Below are 18,839 nucleotides of genomic sequence, written 5' to 3'. Positions count from 1 at the left end.
TTGTAAGGGATTTTTCCAGTAATATTTTGGTTAAAGCGTACAATTTGAATTTATTGATTAAGTCTTGAATAAATGGGATGAAAGGTTTATTATTTAAACAGACTTATAAATATGTAATGCTTGATGCGGGGGGAAATATGGACACAGTTGACGAAATGAAGTGCTTCGGACCGGAATTTATCAAACTGGTGCTGACACTGAACAAAGGCAGCATCGCCCAGTATTTGAGAGAAAAGGCGGATTTGATGGAACTGCGTTACGGTGAATTCGTCGCTTTTCTTCAGATTCTGCGGGCGGGCGAACAAGGCGCGAAAACGACGGTGTCTTCCCTCAGCCGGGCCAATCACTGCACCAAATCCAACATGTCGCAGATTGTGCGGGTGCTGGAGGAAAAGGATTACGTGACGCGGGTGCCGAGCCAAAGGGATCGCCGCACCGTTTTCCTCGAATTGACCGACCACGCCAGGGACACGATGATCAAGCATCGCTTGTTTCTCGACACGCCCCTCAACGAAGCGGCCAGCCGCATGGGGCAGGAAAAATCAGACCAGCTCATCGCCCTGCTTCGGGAGCTTTGGCACACCATGGAAGAAATCAAAGCGGACGATAATCCATAAAACACAACACCTGATTCTCACGAGTCAGGTGTTGTGTTTTTGCGCTAAAACGCGGCAACAATCTAAAGAATCGGACTTAAGTCGGTGTCGGCGACAGCGATGAACCGTTCGATGTGGCTGTAATCGGTCACGTCCATGTCGAGGGGCGTGACGACGACGTAGTTGTGGTTGACCGCGTAATCGTCATAGCTCAGATCTTCGGCGCTGTCGGCGTGATTGGGCGCGACCTTCATGTCGAAGTACATCGTGTCGGCGTCTTCGCCGAGGGTTTTCGCGTAGGAGTTGGTGTAATTGTGGCGGTGCCCCATTCGGGAGACGATGGTGCCCTTGATGTCGGCGTCGGGGCAGTTGGGCGTGTTGATCGAGAGGATGTAGTCGCGGTTGTCGGGCTGATTGACAAACCATTTGGCCGCCTTCAATGCGTATTTTGCCGAGTAGGTGTAGTCGTAGCGGCTGCCGCCGTTTAACGACATGGCGATGACGGGCACCCCGTTGAAATACGCGGCTGACGACGCGCCGATGGTCCCCGAGTGGAGGATGTCGTAAGCGACGTTGGAGCCGTGGTTGATGCCGGTGACGACGAGATCGGGCCGGGTTTCCGGGTCGGTCAGGATCGCCCTGAGGGCGACGTCGACCGAGTCGTAGGGCGTGCCGAAGACGCGGTAGCCCTTTTGAAGAGCGGGATCTTCCGGCTCGAAAGGTTCGGCGTGGACTTTGAGCTGTCCGCGGACCGCTTTGGCGTGGGATTTGGCGGACTGGGGTTCCGCCGGGGCGGCGACGACAATTTCGCCGAGCTTTTTCATTTCGGCGGCCAGGGCGTGAATGCCCGGCGCGTCGAAGCCGTCGTCGTTGGAGAGTAATATTTTCATGATAACGTCCTTTCTGGTCAAATGGAGAACACAAATAGAAAAATCGAAATTGAATTGGCAGTTAGTTTTTGAAAAACTGATCGATGCCGTTCGCGATGCCCTGGACCATTTTGGCCTGGTAGGCGTCGGTCTGCATGCGCTTGTCTTCGTCCGGGTTGGTCATGTAGCCGACCTCGATGAGGGTGGTCGGCACCTTCGCCCAGTTGTTGCCGGTCAAGTCGTCGCGCTCGACGACGCCTTCGCGCTTCGCGCCGGTGGCGCTGCAGTACGCGTTGAGGACGCAGTCCGAGAGCTTGCGGCATTGGCTGTAGGTCGACGGGGTGTACGGGCTGTGCGCTGTGATGTTGATGGTCATGGCGCCGTTCGGCGCGGGGCTTTCGGCGGCGTTGGCGTGCAGCCGGATGAAGGCGTCGGCATGGTTGTCGTTGGCTACCTGCGCCCGCTGGGTGCAGGAGTGGGCGGACTGGCTGTCGGTGCGGGTCAGCACGACTTTGTAGCCGCGTTTTTCCAGCTCGGGCTTGAGCTTGTTCGCGAGACTCAGCATGAAGTCGTACTCGGTCACGCCGGTGGCGACGCCTTTGGTGCCGACCATGTCCTTGGCCTTGTTTTCGCCGGCGCCCGGGCCGACGGGCTCGCTGCCCGAGGGCATGACGGCGGAATGCCCCGGATCGAGGACGATGGTCTTTTGATTGGCGCTTTGGTCCGATGCGGCAGACGTCTTCTGGGAGGTTTCTGTCTTGGAAGTTTCGGCGGCCGCCGTTTTTTGGGAGGTTTTCGAAGAGACGGCGGCGCTTCTGGCATGGATATCGTAGGCGACGGCGCCGATTGCGACGGCGATGACGGCAATGAGCACACCGATGATCAGATTTTGATGTTTCATCAGGTGCCTCCTCATTCCGGTGTGTAGCCGCCGCGGTCTTCCATCGCTTGTTTCAGCAGCTCGACGTTGGCCCGTTCGACGTCTGTCAGGGCGTAGTTGTCGTCGAAGTCGTCCGGGTCGATGGTCCCGTCGTACCAGCTTTTGCTGTTAAAATAGCGCTGCAGTTCCACCGCCTTAAAGCGCCGGCCCTCCCTGGCGTAGATTTCGTTGAGGGCGTAGTTGCATTCTTTGTTAGAAAAACCGGCAATGTCGCTGGAAGACAGGTATTCCGTTGTCGAATTGGGAAGGATGTAGGTCCGGTTCATCCAATCTGACGACGAAGAGGATGAGGAAGAGGACGACGCGGTCGATTTGCGGCTCTTTGACGGCGACGTGCCGCTTTCCGAGGATGCAGACTGGGATGTGCCGGCGCTTTGGCTTCCACCGGAATGGCCAGGTTTGACCAATAAGAAATACCGAGCCGCAACGCCGACGGCCACGGCACAGACGATGGCGACGACAATGACCAGGATGTTGCTGGTACGCGATGCCTTTTCCCGCTTTGGCGGCTGCTGAGCCTGAGCGTATTCGGTTAAGTCGTCGGTCTCGGCGTACAAGTCGTCGTCCGATGACGCGCCGTAGGGATTGGGTGCGCCGCAGACCGGGCAATAGGGTGAACGGTCGTCCAGATCGGCGCCGCAATGCGTGCATTTCATAGGGACTCCTTTTTGATCGGTGAATTTTATTGAACTTCAATAAGTTAAATTAATTATAGCATAAAGACCGGGTGCCGCGGGTGAAATCTAGAGGAAAAGAGGCAAAATAAAAACCGGCGGGAAGCCGGTTGATGTCAAGGTTAACGCTTATTTCTCGGGAGGCAGCTGTGCCAGATCGGGCAGCTTGTCCGGCGAAATGTCGGAGAGAAAATCCTCGACGTAGAGCATGTGCTCGAGCATGCGTTTGCGCGCGAGGATCGGGTCCTTTTCGGCGATGGCGTCAGCGATGCGCCGATGCTGGAAATAGAGGGCGTTGCCTTCGTCCTTTTCCCGTGTGATGATGGCGATGCGGGCTTGGTAGCGTACGGTTTCCAAGAGATTGGTCGCGGCGGTCAAGGCGTCGCGGATCAGGCAGTTGTCGGACGCGGCGGCGATGGATTGGTGAAAGTCGTCGTCGAGGGCTGCCGAGGTGTCGATGTCCGGCGCGATTTCCATCTGGTCGGCGAGGGCGGTGAGATGAGCGGCGAAAGATGGGGAGGGGGCGACGGCCGCGAGCCCGGTGGCTTCAACTTCGAGGCTTTGTCTGAAGTGGTGAATGTCGTAGAGGGAGCCACCGCCGAGGTAGAACGAGATGGTCATCGGCTGGAGCAGCGCCAAATCCATGCGGTCGCTGATGAAATTGCCTTCGCCCTGCCGGCTGACGACGAGGCCGATCATTTCCAGGGCGCGGATGGCTTCGCGGATGGTCGCCCGGGAGACGCCTAAGTTTTCCGCGAGCTGGCGCTCCGGCGCGAGCCGGTCGCCCGGGCGCAGTGTTTTGCTCTGGATGTCGTGCTGGATGCGCCGGATGACGGTCTGAAAGGCGCGGGATGCGTTTTGTTTTTTGTCGCTCACAGTTTTCTCCTTTATGTTTTCAATTGGCTTTGTTTTTGCAAATCCAAGGGATCGTGATTAATAAACTTTATTGTAAATCAAAACCGTCATCAAGATAGTGAATATTTTGTTCTAAAAAGATAGAAAATTTCAAATTTCGGAGAAATTGCAATTGACAAATTGGTCAGACCACTTTATACTTAAAGTGTCGGTAGTCGTTTACAGGTGCGAGGCTGCCGAGAAAAGGGGGAAATATGAATTTTGGTTTGTTTCTGTTGGCTTTGATTCCGATTATCTGGCTGATTATCGCTCTCGCGGTAATGAAAATGCCGGGATACTGGGCCTGTGTGATCGCGCTCGTGATTGGCGCGGTGATCGCAATGGTTTCCTTCGGAAGTTCTGGCTCTAACGTCGCGACTGCGGCTCTGGAAGGCGCGCTCAATGCATTGTGGCCGATTATTCTGGTCATTATCGCGGCGCTGTTTACTTACAATATCACGCTGGAAACCGGCGCGATGGACAAAATCAAGGCGATGCTCGCGTCGGTCTCGACCGATCAGCGCATCCTGCTTTTGATCATCGCCTGGGGTTTCGGCAACTTTATGGAAGGGATGGCCGGCTTCGGGACCGCCGTTGCGATTCCGGCTTCCATTCTCGTCGGGCTGGGCTTCGATCCGATCCCGACGGTTGTGGCCTGTCTGGTGATCAATTCGACGCCGACGGCCTTCGGTTCGGTCGGGGTTCCAACGACGACCATGGCGGCCGTTACCGGTTTAAGCGCGACGACCCTTTCTGCGAACGTCGCACTCATCGAATGTCTGATCATGTTCATCTCGCCGATCATCGCGGTTATGATTCTCGGTAAGGGCGCGAAAGCTATGAAAGGCGTCTGGGGCATCACTCTGGTCTCGTCTCTGGCCTTCACACTGCCGTGCTTCATCGTCGGCCGTTTCGTCGGCGCGGAATTGCCCAACATCGTCGGCTCTATCGTCTGCATGGCTGTGACCGTTTTGATGGCGCGGAAAATGCGCGGCCGCGAAGTGCCCGAAGCTTACAGCACGATTCAACAGAAAGATGGGAAAGGCGCGAAAGAAAAACTCACTGTGGCCGCAGCGGTTAACGCGTGGCTCCCGTTCATTTTAATTTTTGTGATTTTGGTCTTCACCTCAAGTTTGGTGCCCGTCATTCACGATCCGCTTTCGAAGGTGGCGTCGGCGGTGACGATTTATAACGGTAAGGGCGCATCGCCGTTGACTTTCACTTGGATTAACACGCCGGGTGTTTTGATCTTCATCGCCGCCATCATCGGCGGCCTGGCCCAGGGCGCCAAGGGCTCAACCCTCGGGCGGGTCTTTGTGAAGACCGTCACCGGCAACTGGAAAACCATCGTGACGATCTGCTCGGTGCTTGCGCTGGCGAAGATCATGACCCACAGCGGCATGACCGGCGAAATCGCCGCCGTCCTCGTCGCCGCAACGGGAACCGCCTTCCCGCTGATCTCGCCGTTGATCGGGACGATCGGCGCCTTTGTCACCGGCTCCGGGACCTCGACGTCCGTGCTGTTTGGAGATCTGCAGCGCCAGACGGCACAGGCCATCGGCGCCAACCCGGCTTGGCTGTGCGCAGCGAACGAATTGGGCGCTGGTATCGGCAAGATGATCAGCCCGCAGGGCATCGCCATCGGGACATCGGCCGTTGCCTTGGCTGGATCGGAAAGCGTTGTGCTTCGCAAGGTCGCGAAATACTGCCTGCTCTTCGTGGTCCTCGCCGGGATTATCTGTTTTGTATTCCCGATGATCGGACTGGTCATTCACTAGACAGCGCGTAAAATCCAAAGTATACTTAAAAGATTTGCTTATTTTTTACACCTATAGCAAAACATCCCCGTATCGATTCGATACGGGGATGTTTTTTTGTGCCGTGAGACTTGCTTAGGCTGACGACATGCGAAAGTCCGCACATCACCGCTTAATTCTTTTTTGCGTAAATATCGTCGGCGATGGCTTGAGCCAGCGCGATCAGGCTTTCGCGGTTGTCTTCGGATACCGATGATTTGAGGGTGACGCGGTTGCCGAGAATCGAGCAGTCGCTCAAGCCTTCCAATTCTTCCCCGATTAGGGTGCCGCATTTGATCGCCCAGCTGCCGTTTTCGACGATCGAGATGGTCCGGTTCTGGATGTTCAGGTTTTTCATATCGTCGATCAAATTGTGCACCGGCGGGTAAATGCCGAGGTTGTAAGTCGGCGAGGCGATGACCAAATGGGAGTATCTGAAAATGGCGGCGATGACGTAGGATGGGTGGGTCTTGGAGACGTCGAAGAAGCGGACACGCTTCACGCCGCGCTGCACCAGCGCGTTGGCCAGGATATCAGCCGCTTGTTCGGTGTTGCCGTACATGGAGCCGCAGGCGATGACGACGCCTAAGTGTTCTGGCTCGTAGCGGCTCCACAAATCGTATTTTTCGATGAAGCGGGCGATGTCATGGCGCCAAATTACGCCGTGGAGCGGGCAGATCATTTTGATGTCGAGGCCAGCAGCTTTCTTCAGAAGCATCTGAACGTTTTTGCCGTATTTGCCGACGATGTTGGTGTAATAGCGGCGGGCTTCGTTGAGCCAAGCGATTTCTTCAGCGCCGTTGATTTCATCTTCGAACAAAACGCCGTCGAGGGTTTTGAAAGAGCCGAAGGCATCGGCGGAAAACAGGGTGCCCGTCGTTGAGTCGAAGGAGACCATGACTTCCGGCCAATGCACCATCGGCGCGGCGATAAAAGTCAGTTCGTGTTTGCCGAAGGAGACGGTGTCGCCGTTTTTGACAGTGTCGACGCGGTTGGCGACGTCGTGGCCGAATTGTTCGAGGAAGGTCTTGGCCTTGGCTGAGCACAACACCCTGGCTTTCGGATAGCGGATGAGAATTTCATCTAAGGTGGCGGCGTGATCGGGTTCTGCGTGGTGGACGACGATGTAGTCGAGATCCTGACCGTCCAGCGCCGCTTCGACGTTTTCAAAGAACTGGCGCCCGCAGGACCAATCTACCGTGTCGAAGAGCACGTTTTTTTTATCTTTCAGCAGGTATGAATTGTAAGAGACGCCCTCCGGCAGCGGGTGGACATTTTCGAAGAGGTTTAACCGTCTGTCGTTGACGCCGACGAAGGTTAAATCGTCATCGATTTTGCGAATATTGTACATAGTTGACCTCCAAAATATTAACTAAATTCATATCGCCCTTATTTTATCATGATTTGTCAATTTTTTCTGGTCAAATGTGGAAAAAGAAGATATAATAAAGGAAAATATGGACAACAAACGATTTCACAAAAAAGAGTAAGCATCCCAAAAATAATTGGACAATTTGTGACGAATAACTTGATTTCAGAACAGGTTTACATTATAATAAGGGAAGTGGTCAGACCAATTTGTGAATTTGACCGTTAGCATGATTTAAAGTGTATTTGTTGGATAGTAAGAGGAGGAAGCTAAATGAGCTACACGTACAACCCGGTCACACCGGAAATTATCGAACAGATTAAAGAAGCGGCGAATGGCCATGTCATTTTGGGGGAAGACATTAACGAAGATTTCGCCCATGACGAAATGCGCATTTACGGGCAGGAATACCCGGATGTTGTTGTCGAACCAAGAACCACTGAAGAAGTGGCAGCTGTCGTCAAAATCTGTAACGAAAACAAAATTCCAATTACGCCGTCAGGTGCCCGCACCGCTTTAACTGGCGCACCGGTTTCCGTGAAAAAAGGTGTCATGATCTCAACCCTGAAGATGAACAAAATCCTCGGGTATGACGAAGAAAATTTAGTCGTCCGCATTCAGCCGGGTGTGCTCCTGAACGATCTCGCACAGGATGCCCTGACGCACGGCTTGATGTATCCGCCAGATCCTGGTGAAAAATTTGCAACTGTCGGCGGCAACGTCTCCACCAACGCCGGTGGGATGCGCGCGGTTAAATACGGCTGCACCCGCGACTACGTCCGCTCACTGACCGTCGTTCTGCCGACTGGGGAAGTCGTCACAGAAGGCGCAACCGTCGCAAAGACCAGCTCCGGTTATTCTTTGATGAATTTGATCGTCGGCGCTGAAGGGACCCTCGGCATTGTCACCGAAATGACGATGAAAGTCGTCGTCGCGCCACAGGCCACCATGTCCATGATCATTCCTTATCCGAGCATCGAAGAAGCCATCGGTTCCGTGCCGAAACTGTTCCAGGCACACCTCGATCCCCAGGCCCTCGAATTTATGGAAAAAGACGTCACGATGGCGACTCAGAAGTCCCTCGAAAAAGACGTTTATCCAGCGGAAATGGACGGCGTTGAAGTTGCAGCGTACGTTCTGGCTACCTTCGACGGCAACGACGAAGACGAATTGATGGACAAGATCGAAAAGGCATCGGAAGTCGTGCTCGAAGCGGGCGCTCTGGACGTGCTCGTCGCCGACACCCCGAGACTGCTCGCAGACGCATGGGCCATCCGCTCTGCGCTGCTTGAAACCATCGAAGAAAGCACCAAGCTGCTCGACGAATGTGACGTCGTCGTGCCGATCACCAAGATTCCGGAATTCTTGATCTACGCGAAATCCTTAGGCGAAGGCAAAGATTACGAAATCAAAGACTTCGGCCACGCTGGCGACGGCAACCTGCACATCTACCTGTGCTCCAACGGCGACGACAAGGAAGCCTTCATGAAAGAATCCGACGAATTCATGACCAAGGTTTACAACAAATGCGTCGAACTCGGCGGCTTGATCTCCGGTGAACACGGCATCGGCATGGGCAAGATGAAATACTTGAAGAACATGGTCGGTGAAAAGAACATGGAACTCATGCGCGGCATCAAGAAGGTCTTTGACCCGAACATGATCATGAACCCGGGCAAAGTCTGCTTCGATCCGGAAGCCGATGACTAAATATTATCTTTTTAAAGATAAATTTAATAAATTGACAAATATTTCACAGTTTACTTTTCAACACGAAAAATCTGTGATATAATATGTTCTGTTAATTCGGAACCTTCTCATTCCGGATTGACAGAACTTTTTTATAAATTTTGCGGAAAAATTTGAAAAGAGAAAATTTTAAAGAGAAGAAGGGAAACTAAAACATGGCTTATCAAATTTCTGACCAGGCGAAGGACTTATTGAACGACGTTCATGAATTCTGCGAAAGAGAAGTCATCGAACAGGCAAAGGATTACGACAGATCAGGCGAATTCCCAACCGAAATGTACGACAAGGCTAAGGAAATGGGCCTGAACATTTTGGAAGTTCCGACAGAATACGGCGGAATGGAAATTTCCGGTCCGGACGATGAAGAAGGGATGTCCCGTGTCGATATCGCGGCACTTTTCGAAGAAATGGCAAGAGCAGATGCCGGCTTCGCAACGACCATCTCCGCTTCTGGCCTTGGGACCAAACCTGTTCTGATCGCCGGCAACGACGAACAGAAATCCCGCGTTTGCGACATCCTCTGCAACGGCGGTTTCGGCGCATTTGCCCTGACTGAACCTGGTGCAGGTTCTGACCCGGCTGCTGGCAAAACCACAGCAGTTAAAGACGGCGATGATTACATCATCAACGGGACAAAATGCTTCATCACCAACGGCGGGATCGCAGATTTCTACTGCGTCACAGCCATGACTGATAAATCCAAGGGCACACACCACGGCATGTCCATCTTCTTGGTTGAAAAGGGCACACCGGGCCTGTCAACAGGTAAAGAAGAAGACAAGATGGGGATCCGTCTGTCCAACACAGCAGAAGTTATCTTCGAAGACGTCCGCGTTCCGAAGGAAAACCTCCTCGGCGCTGAAGGCGAAGGCTTCAAGATCGCAATGGAAACCCTCGACCAGGCACGTGCTTGGATGGGTGTTGTCTCCGTCGGTATCGCTCAGAGAGCAATGGACGAAGCCATCGCATATTGTAAAGAACGTCAGCAGTTCGGCCGTTCAGTCCTGAAATTCCAGGCAATGCAGTTCAAGATTGCTGATATGGCGATCAAGATCGAAGCAGCTCGTCAGCTCAACGCTTACGCACTGACATTGATGGATCAGGGCAAACGCTACACCAAAGAAGCGGCTATGGCAAAATGCTTCGCTTCTGACGCGGCAATGGAAATCACCACTGAAGCGGTTCAGATGTTCGGCGGCTACGGCTACTGCCGTGAATACCCGGTTGAAAAACTCATGCGCGACGCTAAGATCTTCCAGATCTTCGAAGGGACCAACGAAATCCAGAGAATCGTCACCGCAAACAACACAATCGGCAGATTCTAATCTCGTTTATATCGATCATCAGGAGTCGGTGCAATGCACCGGCTCTTTTTATATTTGCTTACCTTTATCTTTACAGAAAAATAAAAGGCAATAGTAATAAGAAGCTCTTCGAAGCTATCTCTTCTTCTTCACCGTTTTGGTGTGTAGGTTAATTGTCTACAGTATTGAGACGTCTCTTTGTCTAAAAATCGAGTTGTAATACTTGCAAATAGACACGACATGGAGGGGTCTTTTTTTATGTCCAAGATAAATAATGAATCGACAAAAGAGCAGCAATTTGATGATGTAATTAAGAGGGAAGGTTGAGAATATGATGAGAAGTAAACAGGCACATCAGTATGGATATGCGAGAGTATCCAGTAAAGATCAAAATTTAGCTAGGCAGATCACGGCGTTAAGTCAAATCGGGATTAAAAAAAATAATTTATTTATTGATAAGCAATCCGGAAAAGATTTTGACCGACCGGGGTACCAGAAATTAATCAAAAAAATACAAGCGCACGATGAATTATACATCAAGTCCATTGATCGTTTGGGTCGCAATTACGACGACATAATAGAACAATGGCGTATTTTGACAAAAGTAAAAAAAGCCGATGTGATTGTATTGGACTTTCCACTGCTTGATACGCGCCGTGCGATCGGTGGAGTAACTGGAAAATTTGTTGCGGATTTGGTTCTTCAGATCCTTTCCTACGTGGCCCAGGTTGAGAGGGAGAATACACATCAGCGGCAGTTGGAAGGCATTCGAGAAGCGAAAAAGCGGGGCGCTCGATTTGGAAGGCCACGAATTCCTATTCCAGATCAATTTGATGATATTGCCGACAAAGTCAGAAAGAAAAAAATGAGCTTGCGCAAGGGCGCTAGGATTCTTGGCGTCAGCTATTCTACTTTGCGGAATTGGCTAAAAAGGCAAGAAAAAAAGAAAAAAATGTCAAAAAAAGTAGACATTATTAACAAAGGGTGTTAAGATAATAAAAAAAATAAAACAAGTAAAATTTAGAGAGAAATATGGAAAATTCTAAAAATTAGTAGCAAATTAGCTGTGTGAAATAATGTCTGCTTTTTTTGACAGATTTCCCATTAAAAAGGGAAAGGAAAAAGACTGATGACAAATAACCAAGATTTGATCGGGAAAAAGTTTGGGAAGCTGACCGTGCTGGACATCTTCCGCACAAAAAAAGGCGCAAAGAAATGCCGTTGTCGCTGTGACTGTGGAAAAGATACGTCGGTCTATTACACCAATCTCGTTAGCGGCAGAACCAAAAGCTGTGGCTGTTTGATGAGACAAAATCAGAAAAAATATAGAGATTTGTCAGGCATGCAGTTTGGCGAGCTTCTTGCCTTGTCGCCAACAGATAAAAGAGGATCTGATGGTTCAATCATCTGGACATGCCGCTGCAGCTGCGGACAAGTATGTGAAGTGAACGAAAGGTATCTGGTGCGCGGACATCGCCGTGATTGCGGATGCGGGTGCGGTACAAATAAAAAGAAAGGACACCCTCTGGATTTAACGGGTAAGACGTTTGGTGAACTTACGGCATTGCACTTGACTGATAAAAGAGACAAAAAAGGGAGTGCAATCTGGCATTGCCGCTGTACCTGCGGGAAAGAAAAGGATTTTACCGAAGATGCGCTTTTACATGGACATACGGTCAGCTGCGGTCATGTCCGAGAGGAAAATGGGAAAAAACTTCGCGATAACCTGCATTTTGTTGAGAACAGCTGTGTTGAATTCTTAAAAAGAAAAAAGCGTATCGACAATAAAACAGGTTATACCGGTGTTTTTCGGACCAGCCAAGGTACATATCGGGCGAGCATTACGCTGAATAAAGTTCGATATTATTTAGGGACTTATCCAACTTTGGAAGAAGCAGTCAAAGCAAGACGGGAAGGGGTTAAAAGGTACCATCAACCATTTTTGGACAAATATGAACAAGCAACTGAAAAATAATTTGAAAGTAAAAATATTGTTTGCCTCTGTATGGGTATTAAAAAATGCCAGAAAGGGCAGATTTGAATAACGGATAAGGATTGATTGCAGGAGATGTGGAATGAAACATTTCAGAAAGAAAACAAAATGGAAAGTACAGATGCTGGCTTTTTTATGGACCGTGGTATTAGTTTTCGGGATGGTTTTATCAGACGGAATGACTAACGCTTACGCGAGTTCAATGAATCAAAAAGACGCAGCCTTGAAAAACAAGCCTAATTCTCTTGCAACAAGCAGTTTAAGCAGTGCAGATTCATCCGTTGGAGAACGAACGATTACCATCATAAAAAAATGGTCCGGAGAAAATGGCGATACCAGTAAACGGCCTAAAAGTTTGGAATTTATTCTTTATACGGTTGATCCCGCTCATCCTCTTACGACGGTTACCCTTTCAGCAGCCAATGCGAAAGACAGTTCTACCTGGGAATATACGCTGCCAAATAAATATCCGATTTACGATTTGTCCGGAAATATGATTCAATACCACATGATTGAGAACATGCCGGATTCCGTCGCGGCAAATTATCGTATCAATGATGCTTCTACATCTTCTGATTTTCAGGCCGGATACAGCGATGCCAGTGTCTATGTCCCAGTAAACAAAATAGAGGAAGGGGCAGATTATCTTGTTGCAGACGGCAATGCAGGTGCGGTGAAATTGCTTAGAGCAGAAGCCTATCAGACTAACGGAGTTCTGACAACGGCAGATGGTGCGATCAATGTTTTGAATGACAGGGTGTTGACGGGAAAAGACGGAACTTCCTACGCTAAGTATATTTTGACAAAAGATGCCTTTTACAAGACGCTCGGCGGACAATCGATTTATGATACCGATTTTATGACTTGGCGGGCGCAGGTAGAAAATGGCGGTGTCGTATTAAAAAGCAATGCTTACCGATTGTGGGGACTAGAGGAAAGTAATAATGAAAATCAATACAAAGGATTTCTGACAGACGGCGGCAAGACATGGAAAATCACAAAAGCTGATAGTTCCTCGGCTGATTCAAGCAGTTTGTTTACCTATGACGCGTCAACCGGAGGATTTCGGACAGGCAGTGGGAAGACCGTATACTTGTTTAAAAAAGTATCGGTAAAAGACGATTTGTCTGATCAGGCTGAAACGAAATTTACATTTTCCAATTACAAATACAGTGATGTGATGGATTCAAATCCGGATTCAACGCCTGCGGATGATGTAACAGATATCAATGTCACGAAACAATGGGATGATCAGGAAAATCATAACGATGATACGGTTACCATTGCGTTGTTAGCAAATGGAAAAGAAGTTCAAAGAATCCAGGTTAATGCGGCTTCCGGATGGAAAGGAAATTTCGAGAATGTGCCAATGGAGGATCAATCCGGAAATAAAATTTCATATAGCTTAAAGGAAATTTCTGTTACAGGAAAGGATGGAAAATCGCAAGATTACCAGATGGCAACAGCGGATGCGTCGGATGCTGCTGTGCGTACAGAAAAAATATGGCTTCCGGTCAATCGCCCAGACAAATCAAAAACCGGAGAAGAGTATGTGGTGATCTGTTGGCCCAATAACGTAAATGGCGGTGGCAGCTCTCTAACCGATGATGGCAGCGGCAAAAGTGCCATTACTAGAACGGCATTAACGGCAAATAAAAATGGCACACAATACGCATTGGGCGAAAAAAATGCCGGCAACGTAGGCGGAACGGGAAGCCTTGGGATTACATTGCAGACAAAGCCTGTGACGGTCGGAGGAAAGACGTTTAATTCCTATATTAAAGATGCAGATGTTTCAGATACTCATAAATGGATCATCAATTACGCAGGGAGAGGTGTAATCCCTGAAAATGGTTCTTACGTCAGAGATTTATTTACTTTCCAGTCCAGCATCAGCGGAAATTATCTTTCTACACAAGGCGCCATGACGCTGCAGGATAAAGCAGGTGGAAGAGAAAAATTTGCTTACGGATTTCCCCTTGGAGATGCAAACTGGCCGCAGAGCAAACATTTGGAAAAACAGGGATATACGAAAGACCAAGTCGCCCATATGATTTGTGCAATGGATCACTATACGCTTCGAACTAATCAGTCTCCGGGCGGTTTTAACGATGAGCATTATGGAAATACAGGCTTGTATTTGTATAAAGCCGTCAAACATACCACAGAAAATTTCGTATTAGTGAATAGGAGAAAGAATAAGACCTCTGTTACAGTTCAGAAAAAATGGGCGGACGATTCAGAAAACAATCGTCCTGACAGCGTCTCAATGGAATTGTATCGGAATGGCCAGGCGACAGGGAAAACCATCACTTTAAGCAAAACTTCCAGTTGGAAGGGGAGCTTTCAAAATTTGGAAATCTCGGATTCTATGGGCATCCCATATCAATATACTGTTAAAGAAATCTCAAAAGGATCTCAATATACAGCGGAATACGGCAAAATCACTCGGGATGAGAACGGGCAATTCTATCTCACGGTAACAAATAAATACCAATATAAAGGGATTCATATGCCAGAAACCGGAGGATTACAGGCAGCCCGTATCTATTTTGCAGGAATGATGCTCCTTTTGCTCGGTTCGTCAGTATGGCTTGTGCTTATTAATAAAAAGGGAAGTTCGCTATAAAAATAGGTTATTACAATGATATCCTTCTCTTTTGTTTATTTAGGTTAAAAAAGCAATACCGCGAGCCGCATGTACATATAACAAATGGAGAATAAATAATAAAGGAGGGTAATACCAAAAAGAAGAGAAAAAGTTATTAATGGATATTGTGTATACAGTAATCTGAAAAAGGAGAAAATCTGAGGAGAAAATTATGAGAAAATTGATGACGAAAATCGCAATGTTTCTGATGCCTCTAATCATGATACTGAGTCTTTCAAGTACTGCATTTGCAAGTCCTGTGCAGACAGCGAAGTTGAGTATCAATGGGACAGAAGGTGCGAAATATTCGGCGTATAAAGTTATGGATGCATCGAATCCGTCCGATGGAATTTTTACGTACACTGCGAATAAAAATTTCGCCGGATTCTTTGGCGCGAACAAGGCATATAGTTTAAATGCTGATAATGAAATTGTAGAAAATGCGACGGGAAAAGTAGTTGCAACAGATGGCCTTTCCTACAACAAGACAACCTACAATAATTCGTCAGCAGCGGCCAAGCTTGCTAAGGCATTAGCTGATTACGCAAAAGCTAATAATATTGCCGCTACAGATATTTCCAATCCAGTGGGCATCGGTCTTTATGTCATTGCCGAAACGCAAACGACAGGCGATCGTCAAATTGCCTCCAAACCAATCCTGGTTGACCTGACTAAGGACACAACGGTCACACCTAAAAATGATGAAACGACACTTGTGAAAAATGTGGCTGATCACAAAGATGTACACGAAGCAAGCGATTGGAAAAAAGCAAACAATGTGAATATCGGTGATCTGGTGGATTATAGAGTCCAAACTGCAATTCCGACTTATGAAGCAAACGCAAAAAATTTGAAATTTAATCTGAATGATAATTTCTCAGATGGGCTTACATTTGATGCAAGCACCTTGAAAGTGATCGTTGATGGACATGAAGTCGCTCCAGGCAGCAACACTTACACTGTCACCAGTTCAGACCACAAGTTTGCTGTTAATTTTGTAGAAAGCTATATTGCGGCGAACGAAGGCAAAAACGTTGAATTAACCTATTCCGCTAAACTCAATGAAAAAGCTAAAGTAGACAGTAAAACTGGAAATCCCAACGATATCGACCTTGAATATACCAATAATCCGGGAACGTCGACTGGTCATCTAACCGATAAAGTCACGACTTATACCTATGGATTTAAGATTCACAAGGTAGATAAAAACAACGATTCTAAGGATCTTGCGGGCGCCCAGTTCGAAATTAAAAATTCCCAGGGCAAAGTCATTGCAACTTATACTTACGATTCAAATGGAAATGTTGTTTTAAATAATGATAAAGATGTGGATGGCAAAGCAGCCGTTACAACGGATAAAAATGGTTTAGTTTCCATTGTGGGTCTCGATGCTGGCAGCTACACCATTACCGAAGTGAAGGCGCCGTCTGGATACGCCCTTCTTGGAACACCTGTGACGGTTGAAATAACGGATCAAGGCGGCAATACACCGAATGGGATTGCCCAAATCACCGTTTCGGGGGCCGGCACAGCTGAAACTTCTATTGAAAATAACAATGGCACGATTGATCTGATGGTTAGAATAGCGGATGCAAAAGGAATCTCTCTTCCAGAAACAGGTTCTAAGGCGGCCATGTATTTTCTAGTTGCAGGCGCAGCTCTTTTGATAGCGGGTGGATCGTTCTTTGGTGTTGCTTCACGCAGAAAGAAAACGGACGAATAAACTTTACTTTCGATAGTCTTCGACAGTAAAAAATAGCATAAGGTCTACCGTATTCTGTAAAATAATTGGATGACGCATTAAATCCACCGATGCAGAATACGGTTGGACTTTTATCAATTTCAGCTCGGGCTTGAAGATAAAGCGCTTCGCCAGTCCTGAAAAAGCCAGGAAGAAATGGATAAAGGCATTTGTTTTACGGGTTTGTGTATAGAACAGGCTCTAAAATAATTCGGGACATCTGGGGAGCATCATCTCAATGAAAATAAAAAAAATTTTTTATGTCGTGGGAGCACTTATCATATTAAGTGGAATCATTCTTCTTTGTTACCCCAGCTTTGCGAATTGGGTTAACCAGAGATACGCATATAAGGAAATTTCGGATTACAAATCGGCGGTCAGTTCTATGTCTAACAAAAAGATTCAAAATGAATTAAATATAGCGCGGGCTTATAACCAAAGATTACCCTTCTCTTTTCCGGCTGATCCATTCACCGGACATAACGAGACGGACTTTACAGATACAGAATTTGCGCACTTCGATATGGTGCAGAAGGGCACGATGATCGGGTATGTTGAAATCCCATCTATCGATGTGTACCTTCCAATTTATTACGGAACGGATGAGAAGACACTGTTAAAGGGAGCGGGTCTTGTCGAAAATACATCCCTTCCAATCGGAGGAAGCGGTACGCATGCTGTGATTTGTGCGCACACTGGGCTTGCATCGAAAAAATTGTTCACGGATTTACCCGAGGTCAAAAAAAGAGACGTGTTCTTCATCCATGTTCTCAATAAGCATTATGCTTATAAGGTCGATCAGATTAAAGTTGTGCTCCCTGATAATACGAGCGATCTTATGATTCAAAAGGGTAAAGACCTTGTTACGCTGCTGACATGCACGCCGTTCGGTATCAATGATCACCGTTTATTAGTGCGGGGTTCCAGAACGTCTTATGATTTTTCAAAAGATAAGAATGCTTTAGGCCTGTTTGCAGGGCATAAGGACATATATTTCTGGATTGCTGTGCTTGCTATTTCCGCAGCTATTATATTGATCTTGATGGCAATTCGCAGGGCAAAGAAAGGAAAACGGGAGTAATGAAGAACATAATAAAAAAAATAGGAATTTTATTTGCTGTACTGGTATTACTGGTCGTATTTCCTGTGGCAATTCAGGCACAAGATGCAGCGGGCAGGATTACGCTTTCGGAGATTGATCTCAATACAAAGCAACCGGTATCTGGCATTAAATTGGGAATTTATCAAGTTGCTTTAGCAGATCATTCTGAAGATGAGATAACTTATACGGCGGATTTTGCCGGTCTTTCTTCCAAACCAACAAGTCTTTCAGAAAGTGTTTTGATCGACGGAAACAATCAGACCTCAACGACACAAAAAATAGAGCAGTACATAGCATCACATCGCAATATTCAGCCCATGCAGACGGCAATTACGGATGGTAATGGTGAGATTACATTTGACCACCTTCCGGATGGTGTATATTTTTTCCGTCAGGTCGGACAAGCACAATCGTTAACAGACGCTGGGAAAAAGGCTACTGCTTATTCTTTTTTCATTTCGTTACCGGCGACCATAGATGGTATTTCCACACGAACAATAACAGATGCAAAGCCAAAATGTATAGTAGAGAGTGTACCGGAGCAAACAGATATTAATGTTTATAAAATATGGAAAGATAATAATGACAAAGCCGGCAAACGGCCTAAATACATTCAGGTGGAACTTCTGGATAGCAGCACTTGCGTTGATAAAAAAATTTTGAGTGATGTGAATAATTGGACTTGTCGATGGACTGGTCTTGAAACAAAGGGGCATGACTGGTCTATCAAAGAGGTTTCGGTTCCTGATGGGTATACATCGACAATAAAATCAAAAGGTTATAATTATTTTATTACAAATACGATTCACCCCTCACCCCCACGGATAGTCAAGACTGGTGATAATAATCATCCTGCGCTTTGGATCGGCTTGATCGCTATAACAGCTTTGGGAATGATATGGATGAGGAAACAAGAAACAAAATAAGATCGGTTATTAATGTAAAAGAAAGCAGATAACATCAATAAATTTTGCAGTTAAGAAATTCTGGATAAGCAAGTTTTATTAGGGAAAAGTTAAAATATGATTTGAAACTATGGAAAAGTGGCTTGATAAAGGACAAGGATCTATGGGCCTTACAAATGGGCACAAGGGTCCTTTTTTTGTGTTAAAATAAACTCACTAGAATGACTTAAATTAACAAGGGTATCTATTACAAATTT

Annotated in this window: 15 protein-coding genes; 10 read left to right on the top strand and 5 right to left on the bottom strand. The window is 47.6% G+C overall.

All coding sequences use genetic code 11. The features are described 5' to 3' along the window. Nucleotides 1-137: 137 nt before the first annotated feature. Nucleotides 138-617, top strand: a complete 480-nt coding sequence (locus tag FYJ52_RS03265) for a MarR family winged helix-turn-helix transcriptional regulator (RefSeq protein ID WP_205960748.1) — start codon at nt 138-140, stop codon at nt 615-617. A 62-nt stretch (nt 618-679) separates the two neighbouring features. Here the strand turns inward: FYJ52_RS03265 and surE are convergent, their stop codons facing one another. From surE to FYJ52_RS03245, 4 genes are all read right to left on the bottom strand, one after another. Further along, a complete protein-coding gene (surE, locus tag FYJ52_RS03260) occupies nt 680-1,486 on the bottom strand; it encodes a 5'/3'-nucleotidase SurE (RefSeq protein WP_154575835.1) in 807 nt (268 codons plus the stop codon). A 61-nt stretch (nt 1,487-1,547) separates the two neighbouring features. Next, nucleotides 1,548-2,366: an N-acetylmuramoyl-L-alanine amidase family protein gene (locus FYJ52_RS03255; protein ID WP_205960747.1), complete on the bottom strand. Its 819-nt coding sequence runs from the start codon at nt 2,364-2,366 to the stop codon at nt 1,548-1,550. Between the two features lie 11 nt (nt 2,367-2,377). Continuing rightward, entirely contained in the window at nt 2,378-3,061 is a 684-nt protein-coding gene (locus tag FYJ52_RS03250; protein WP_154575944.1) for a YARHG domain-containing protein, read from the bottom strand. 147 nt (nt 3,062-3,208) lie between these two features. Then, nucleotides 3,209-3,955, bottom strand: a complete 747-nt coding sequence (locus tag FYJ52_RS03245; RefSeq protein ID WP_154575833.1) for a FadR/GntR family transcriptional regulator — start codon at nt 3,953-3,955, stop codon at nt 3,209-3,211. A gap of 233 nt (nt 3,956-4,188) precedes the next feature. Between FYJ52_RS03245 and FYJ52_RS03240 the strand changes: the two genes are divergently transcribed. Continuing rightward, nucleotides 4,189-5,751, top strand: a complete 1,563-nt coding sequence (locus tag FYJ52_RS03240; RefSeq protein WP_154575832.1) for an L-lactate permease — start codon at nt 4,189-4,191, stop codon at nt 5,749-5,751. 151 nt (nt 5,752-5,902) lie between these two features. On the opposite strand, the gene FYJ52_RS03235 is transcribed toward FYJ52_RS03240, so the two are convergent. Then, nucleotides 5,903-7,120 carry an FprA family A-type flavoprotein gene (locus FYJ52_RS03235; protein WP_154575831.1) on the bottom strand — a complete coding sequence of 406 codons (1,218 nt, stop codon included), beginning with the start codon at nt 7,118-7,120 and terminating at the stop codon, nt 5,903-5,905. Between the two features lie 291 nt (nt 7,121-7,411). Between FYJ52_RS03235 and FYJ52_RS03230 the strand changes: the two genes are divergently transcribed. The 8 genes from FYJ52_RS03230 to FYJ52_RS03195 all read left to right on the top strand — a co-directional run bounded on the left by FYJ52_RS03230 (nt 7,412) and on the right by FYJ52_RS03195 (nt 18,603). After that, nucleotides 7,412-8,848: an FAD-binding oxidoreductase gene (locus tag FYJ52_RS03230; protein WP_154575830.1), complete on the top strand. Its 1,437-nt coding sequence runs from the start codon at nt 7,412-7,414 to the stop codon at nt 8,846-8,848. Nucleotides 8,849-9,042: 194 nt separating this feature from the next. Then, nucleotides 9,043-10,212, top strand: a complete 1,170-nt coding sequence (locus FYJ52_RS03225; RefSeq protein ID WP_154575829.1) for an acyl-CoA dehydrogenase family protein — start codon at nt 9,043-9,045, stop codon at nt 10,210-10,212. A 310-nt stretch (nt 10,213-10,522) separates the two neighbouring features. Continuing rightward, a complete protein-coding gene (locus tag FYJ52_RS03220) occupies nt 10,523-11,182 on the top strand; it encodes a recombinase family protein (RefSeq protein ID WP_328598753.1) in 660 nt (219 codons plus the stop codon). 138 nt (nt 11,183-11,320) lie between these two features. Further along, nucleotides 11,321-12,166: an AP2/ERF family transcription factor gene (locus FYJ52_RS03215; protein ID WP_154575828.1), complete on the top strand. Its 846-nt coding sequence runs from the start codon at nt 11,321-11,323 to the stop codon at nt 12,164-12,166. Between the two features lie 100 nt (nt 12,167-12,266). Continuing rightward, a complete protein-coding gene (locus FYJ52_RS03210) occupies nt 12,267-14,813 on the top strand; it encodes a Cna B-type domain-containing protein (protein ID WP_154575827.1) in 2,547 nt (848 codons plus the stop codon). Between the two features lie 193 nt (nt 14,814-15,006). Next, the gene (locus tag FYJ52_RS03205) at nt 15,007-16,557 is read left to right on the top strand and encodes a SpaH/EbpB family LPXTG-anchored major pilin (RefSeq protein ID WP_154575826.1); all 1,551 of its coding nucleotides are present in this window, start codon (nt 15,007-15,009) and stop codon (nt 16,555-16,557) included. Between the two features lie 256 nt (nt 16,558-16,813). Further along, the gene (locus tag FYJ52_RS03200) at nt 16,814-17,656 is read left to right on the top strand and encodes a class C sortase (RefSeq protein ID WP_154575825.1); all 843 of its coding nucleotides are present in this window, start codon (nt 16,814-16,816) and stop codon (nt 17,654-17,656) included. Next, the gene (locus FYJ52_RS03195; protein ID WP_154575824.1) at nt 17,656-18,603 is read left to right on the top strand and encodes a Cna B-type domain-containing protein; all 948 of its coding nucleotides are present in this window, start codon (nt 17,656-17,658) and stop codon (nt 18,601-18,603) included. Before FYJ52_RS03200 ends, FYJ52_RS03195 begins: the two co-directional genes overlap by 1 nt. Nucleotides 18,604-18,839 lie beyond the last annotated feature (236 nt).

This window comes from Pseudoramibacter porci (assembly GCF_009696145.1).
GTDB lineage: Bacteria > Bacillota > Clostridia > Eubacteriales > Eubacteriaceae > Pseudoramibacter > Pseudoramibacter porci.
Note: the sequence above shows the minus strand (reverse complement) of the source record. Positions and strands in the feature narration are given on the sequence as shown.

Bases quoted from the DNA above. Each gene is read 5' to 3' on its own strand.
- FYJ52_RS03265 (WP_205960748.1), top strand. From the start codon at position 138: ATGGACACAGTTGACGAAATGAAGTGCTTCGGACCGGAATTTATCAAA.
- surE (WP_154575835.1), bottom strand. From the start codon at position 1,486: ATGAAAATATTACTCTCCAACGACGACGGCTTCGACGCGCCGGGCATT.
- FYJ52_RS03255 (WP_205960747.1), bottom strand. From the start codon at position 2,366: ATGAAACATCAAAATCTGATCATCGGTGTGCTCATTGCCGTCATCGCC.
- FYJ52_RS03250 (WP_154575944.1), bottom strand. From the start codon at position 3,061: ATGAAATGCACGCATTGCGGCGCCGATCTGGACGACCGTTCACCCTAT.
- FYJ52_RS03240 (WP_154575832.1), top strand. From the start codon at position 4,189: ATGAATTTTGGTTTGTTTCTGTTGGCTTTGATTCCGATTATCTGGCTG.
- FYJ52_RS03235 (WP_154575831.1), bottom strand. From the start codon at position 7,120: ATGTACAATATTCGCAAAATCGATGACGATTTAACCTTCGTCGGCGTC.
- FYJ52_RS03230 (WP_154575830.1), top strand. From the start codon at position 7,412: ATGAGCTACACGTACAACCCGGTCACACCGGAAATTATCGAACAGATT.
- FYJ52_RS03225 (WP_154575829.1), top strand. From the start codon at position 9,043: ATGGCTTATCAAATTTCTGACCAGGCGAAGGACTTATTGAACGACGTT.
- FYJ52_RS03220 (WP_328598753.1), top strand. From the start codon at position 10,523: ATGATGAGAAGTAAACAGGCACATCAGTATGGATATGCGAGAGTATCC.
- FYJ52_RS03215 (WP_154575828.1), top strand. From the start codon at position 11,321: ATGACAAATAACCAAGATTTGATCGGGAAAAAGTTTGGGAAGCTGACC.
- FYJ52_RS03210 (WP_154575827.1), top strand. From the start codon at position 12,267: ATGAAACATTTCAGAAAGAAAACAAAATGGAAAGTACAGATGCTGGCT.
- FYJ52_RS03205 (WP_154575826.1), top strand. From the start codon at position 15,007: ATGAGAAAATTGATGACGAAAATCGCAATGTTTCTGATGCCTCTAATC.
- FYJ52_RS03200 (WP_154575825.1), top strand. From the start codon at position 16,814: ATGAAAATAAAAAAAATTTTTTATGTCGTGGGAGCACTTATCATATTA.
- FYJ52_RS03195 (WP_154575824.1), top strand. From the start codon at position 17,656: ATGAAGAACATAATAAAAAAAATAGGAATTTTATTTGCTGTACTGGTA.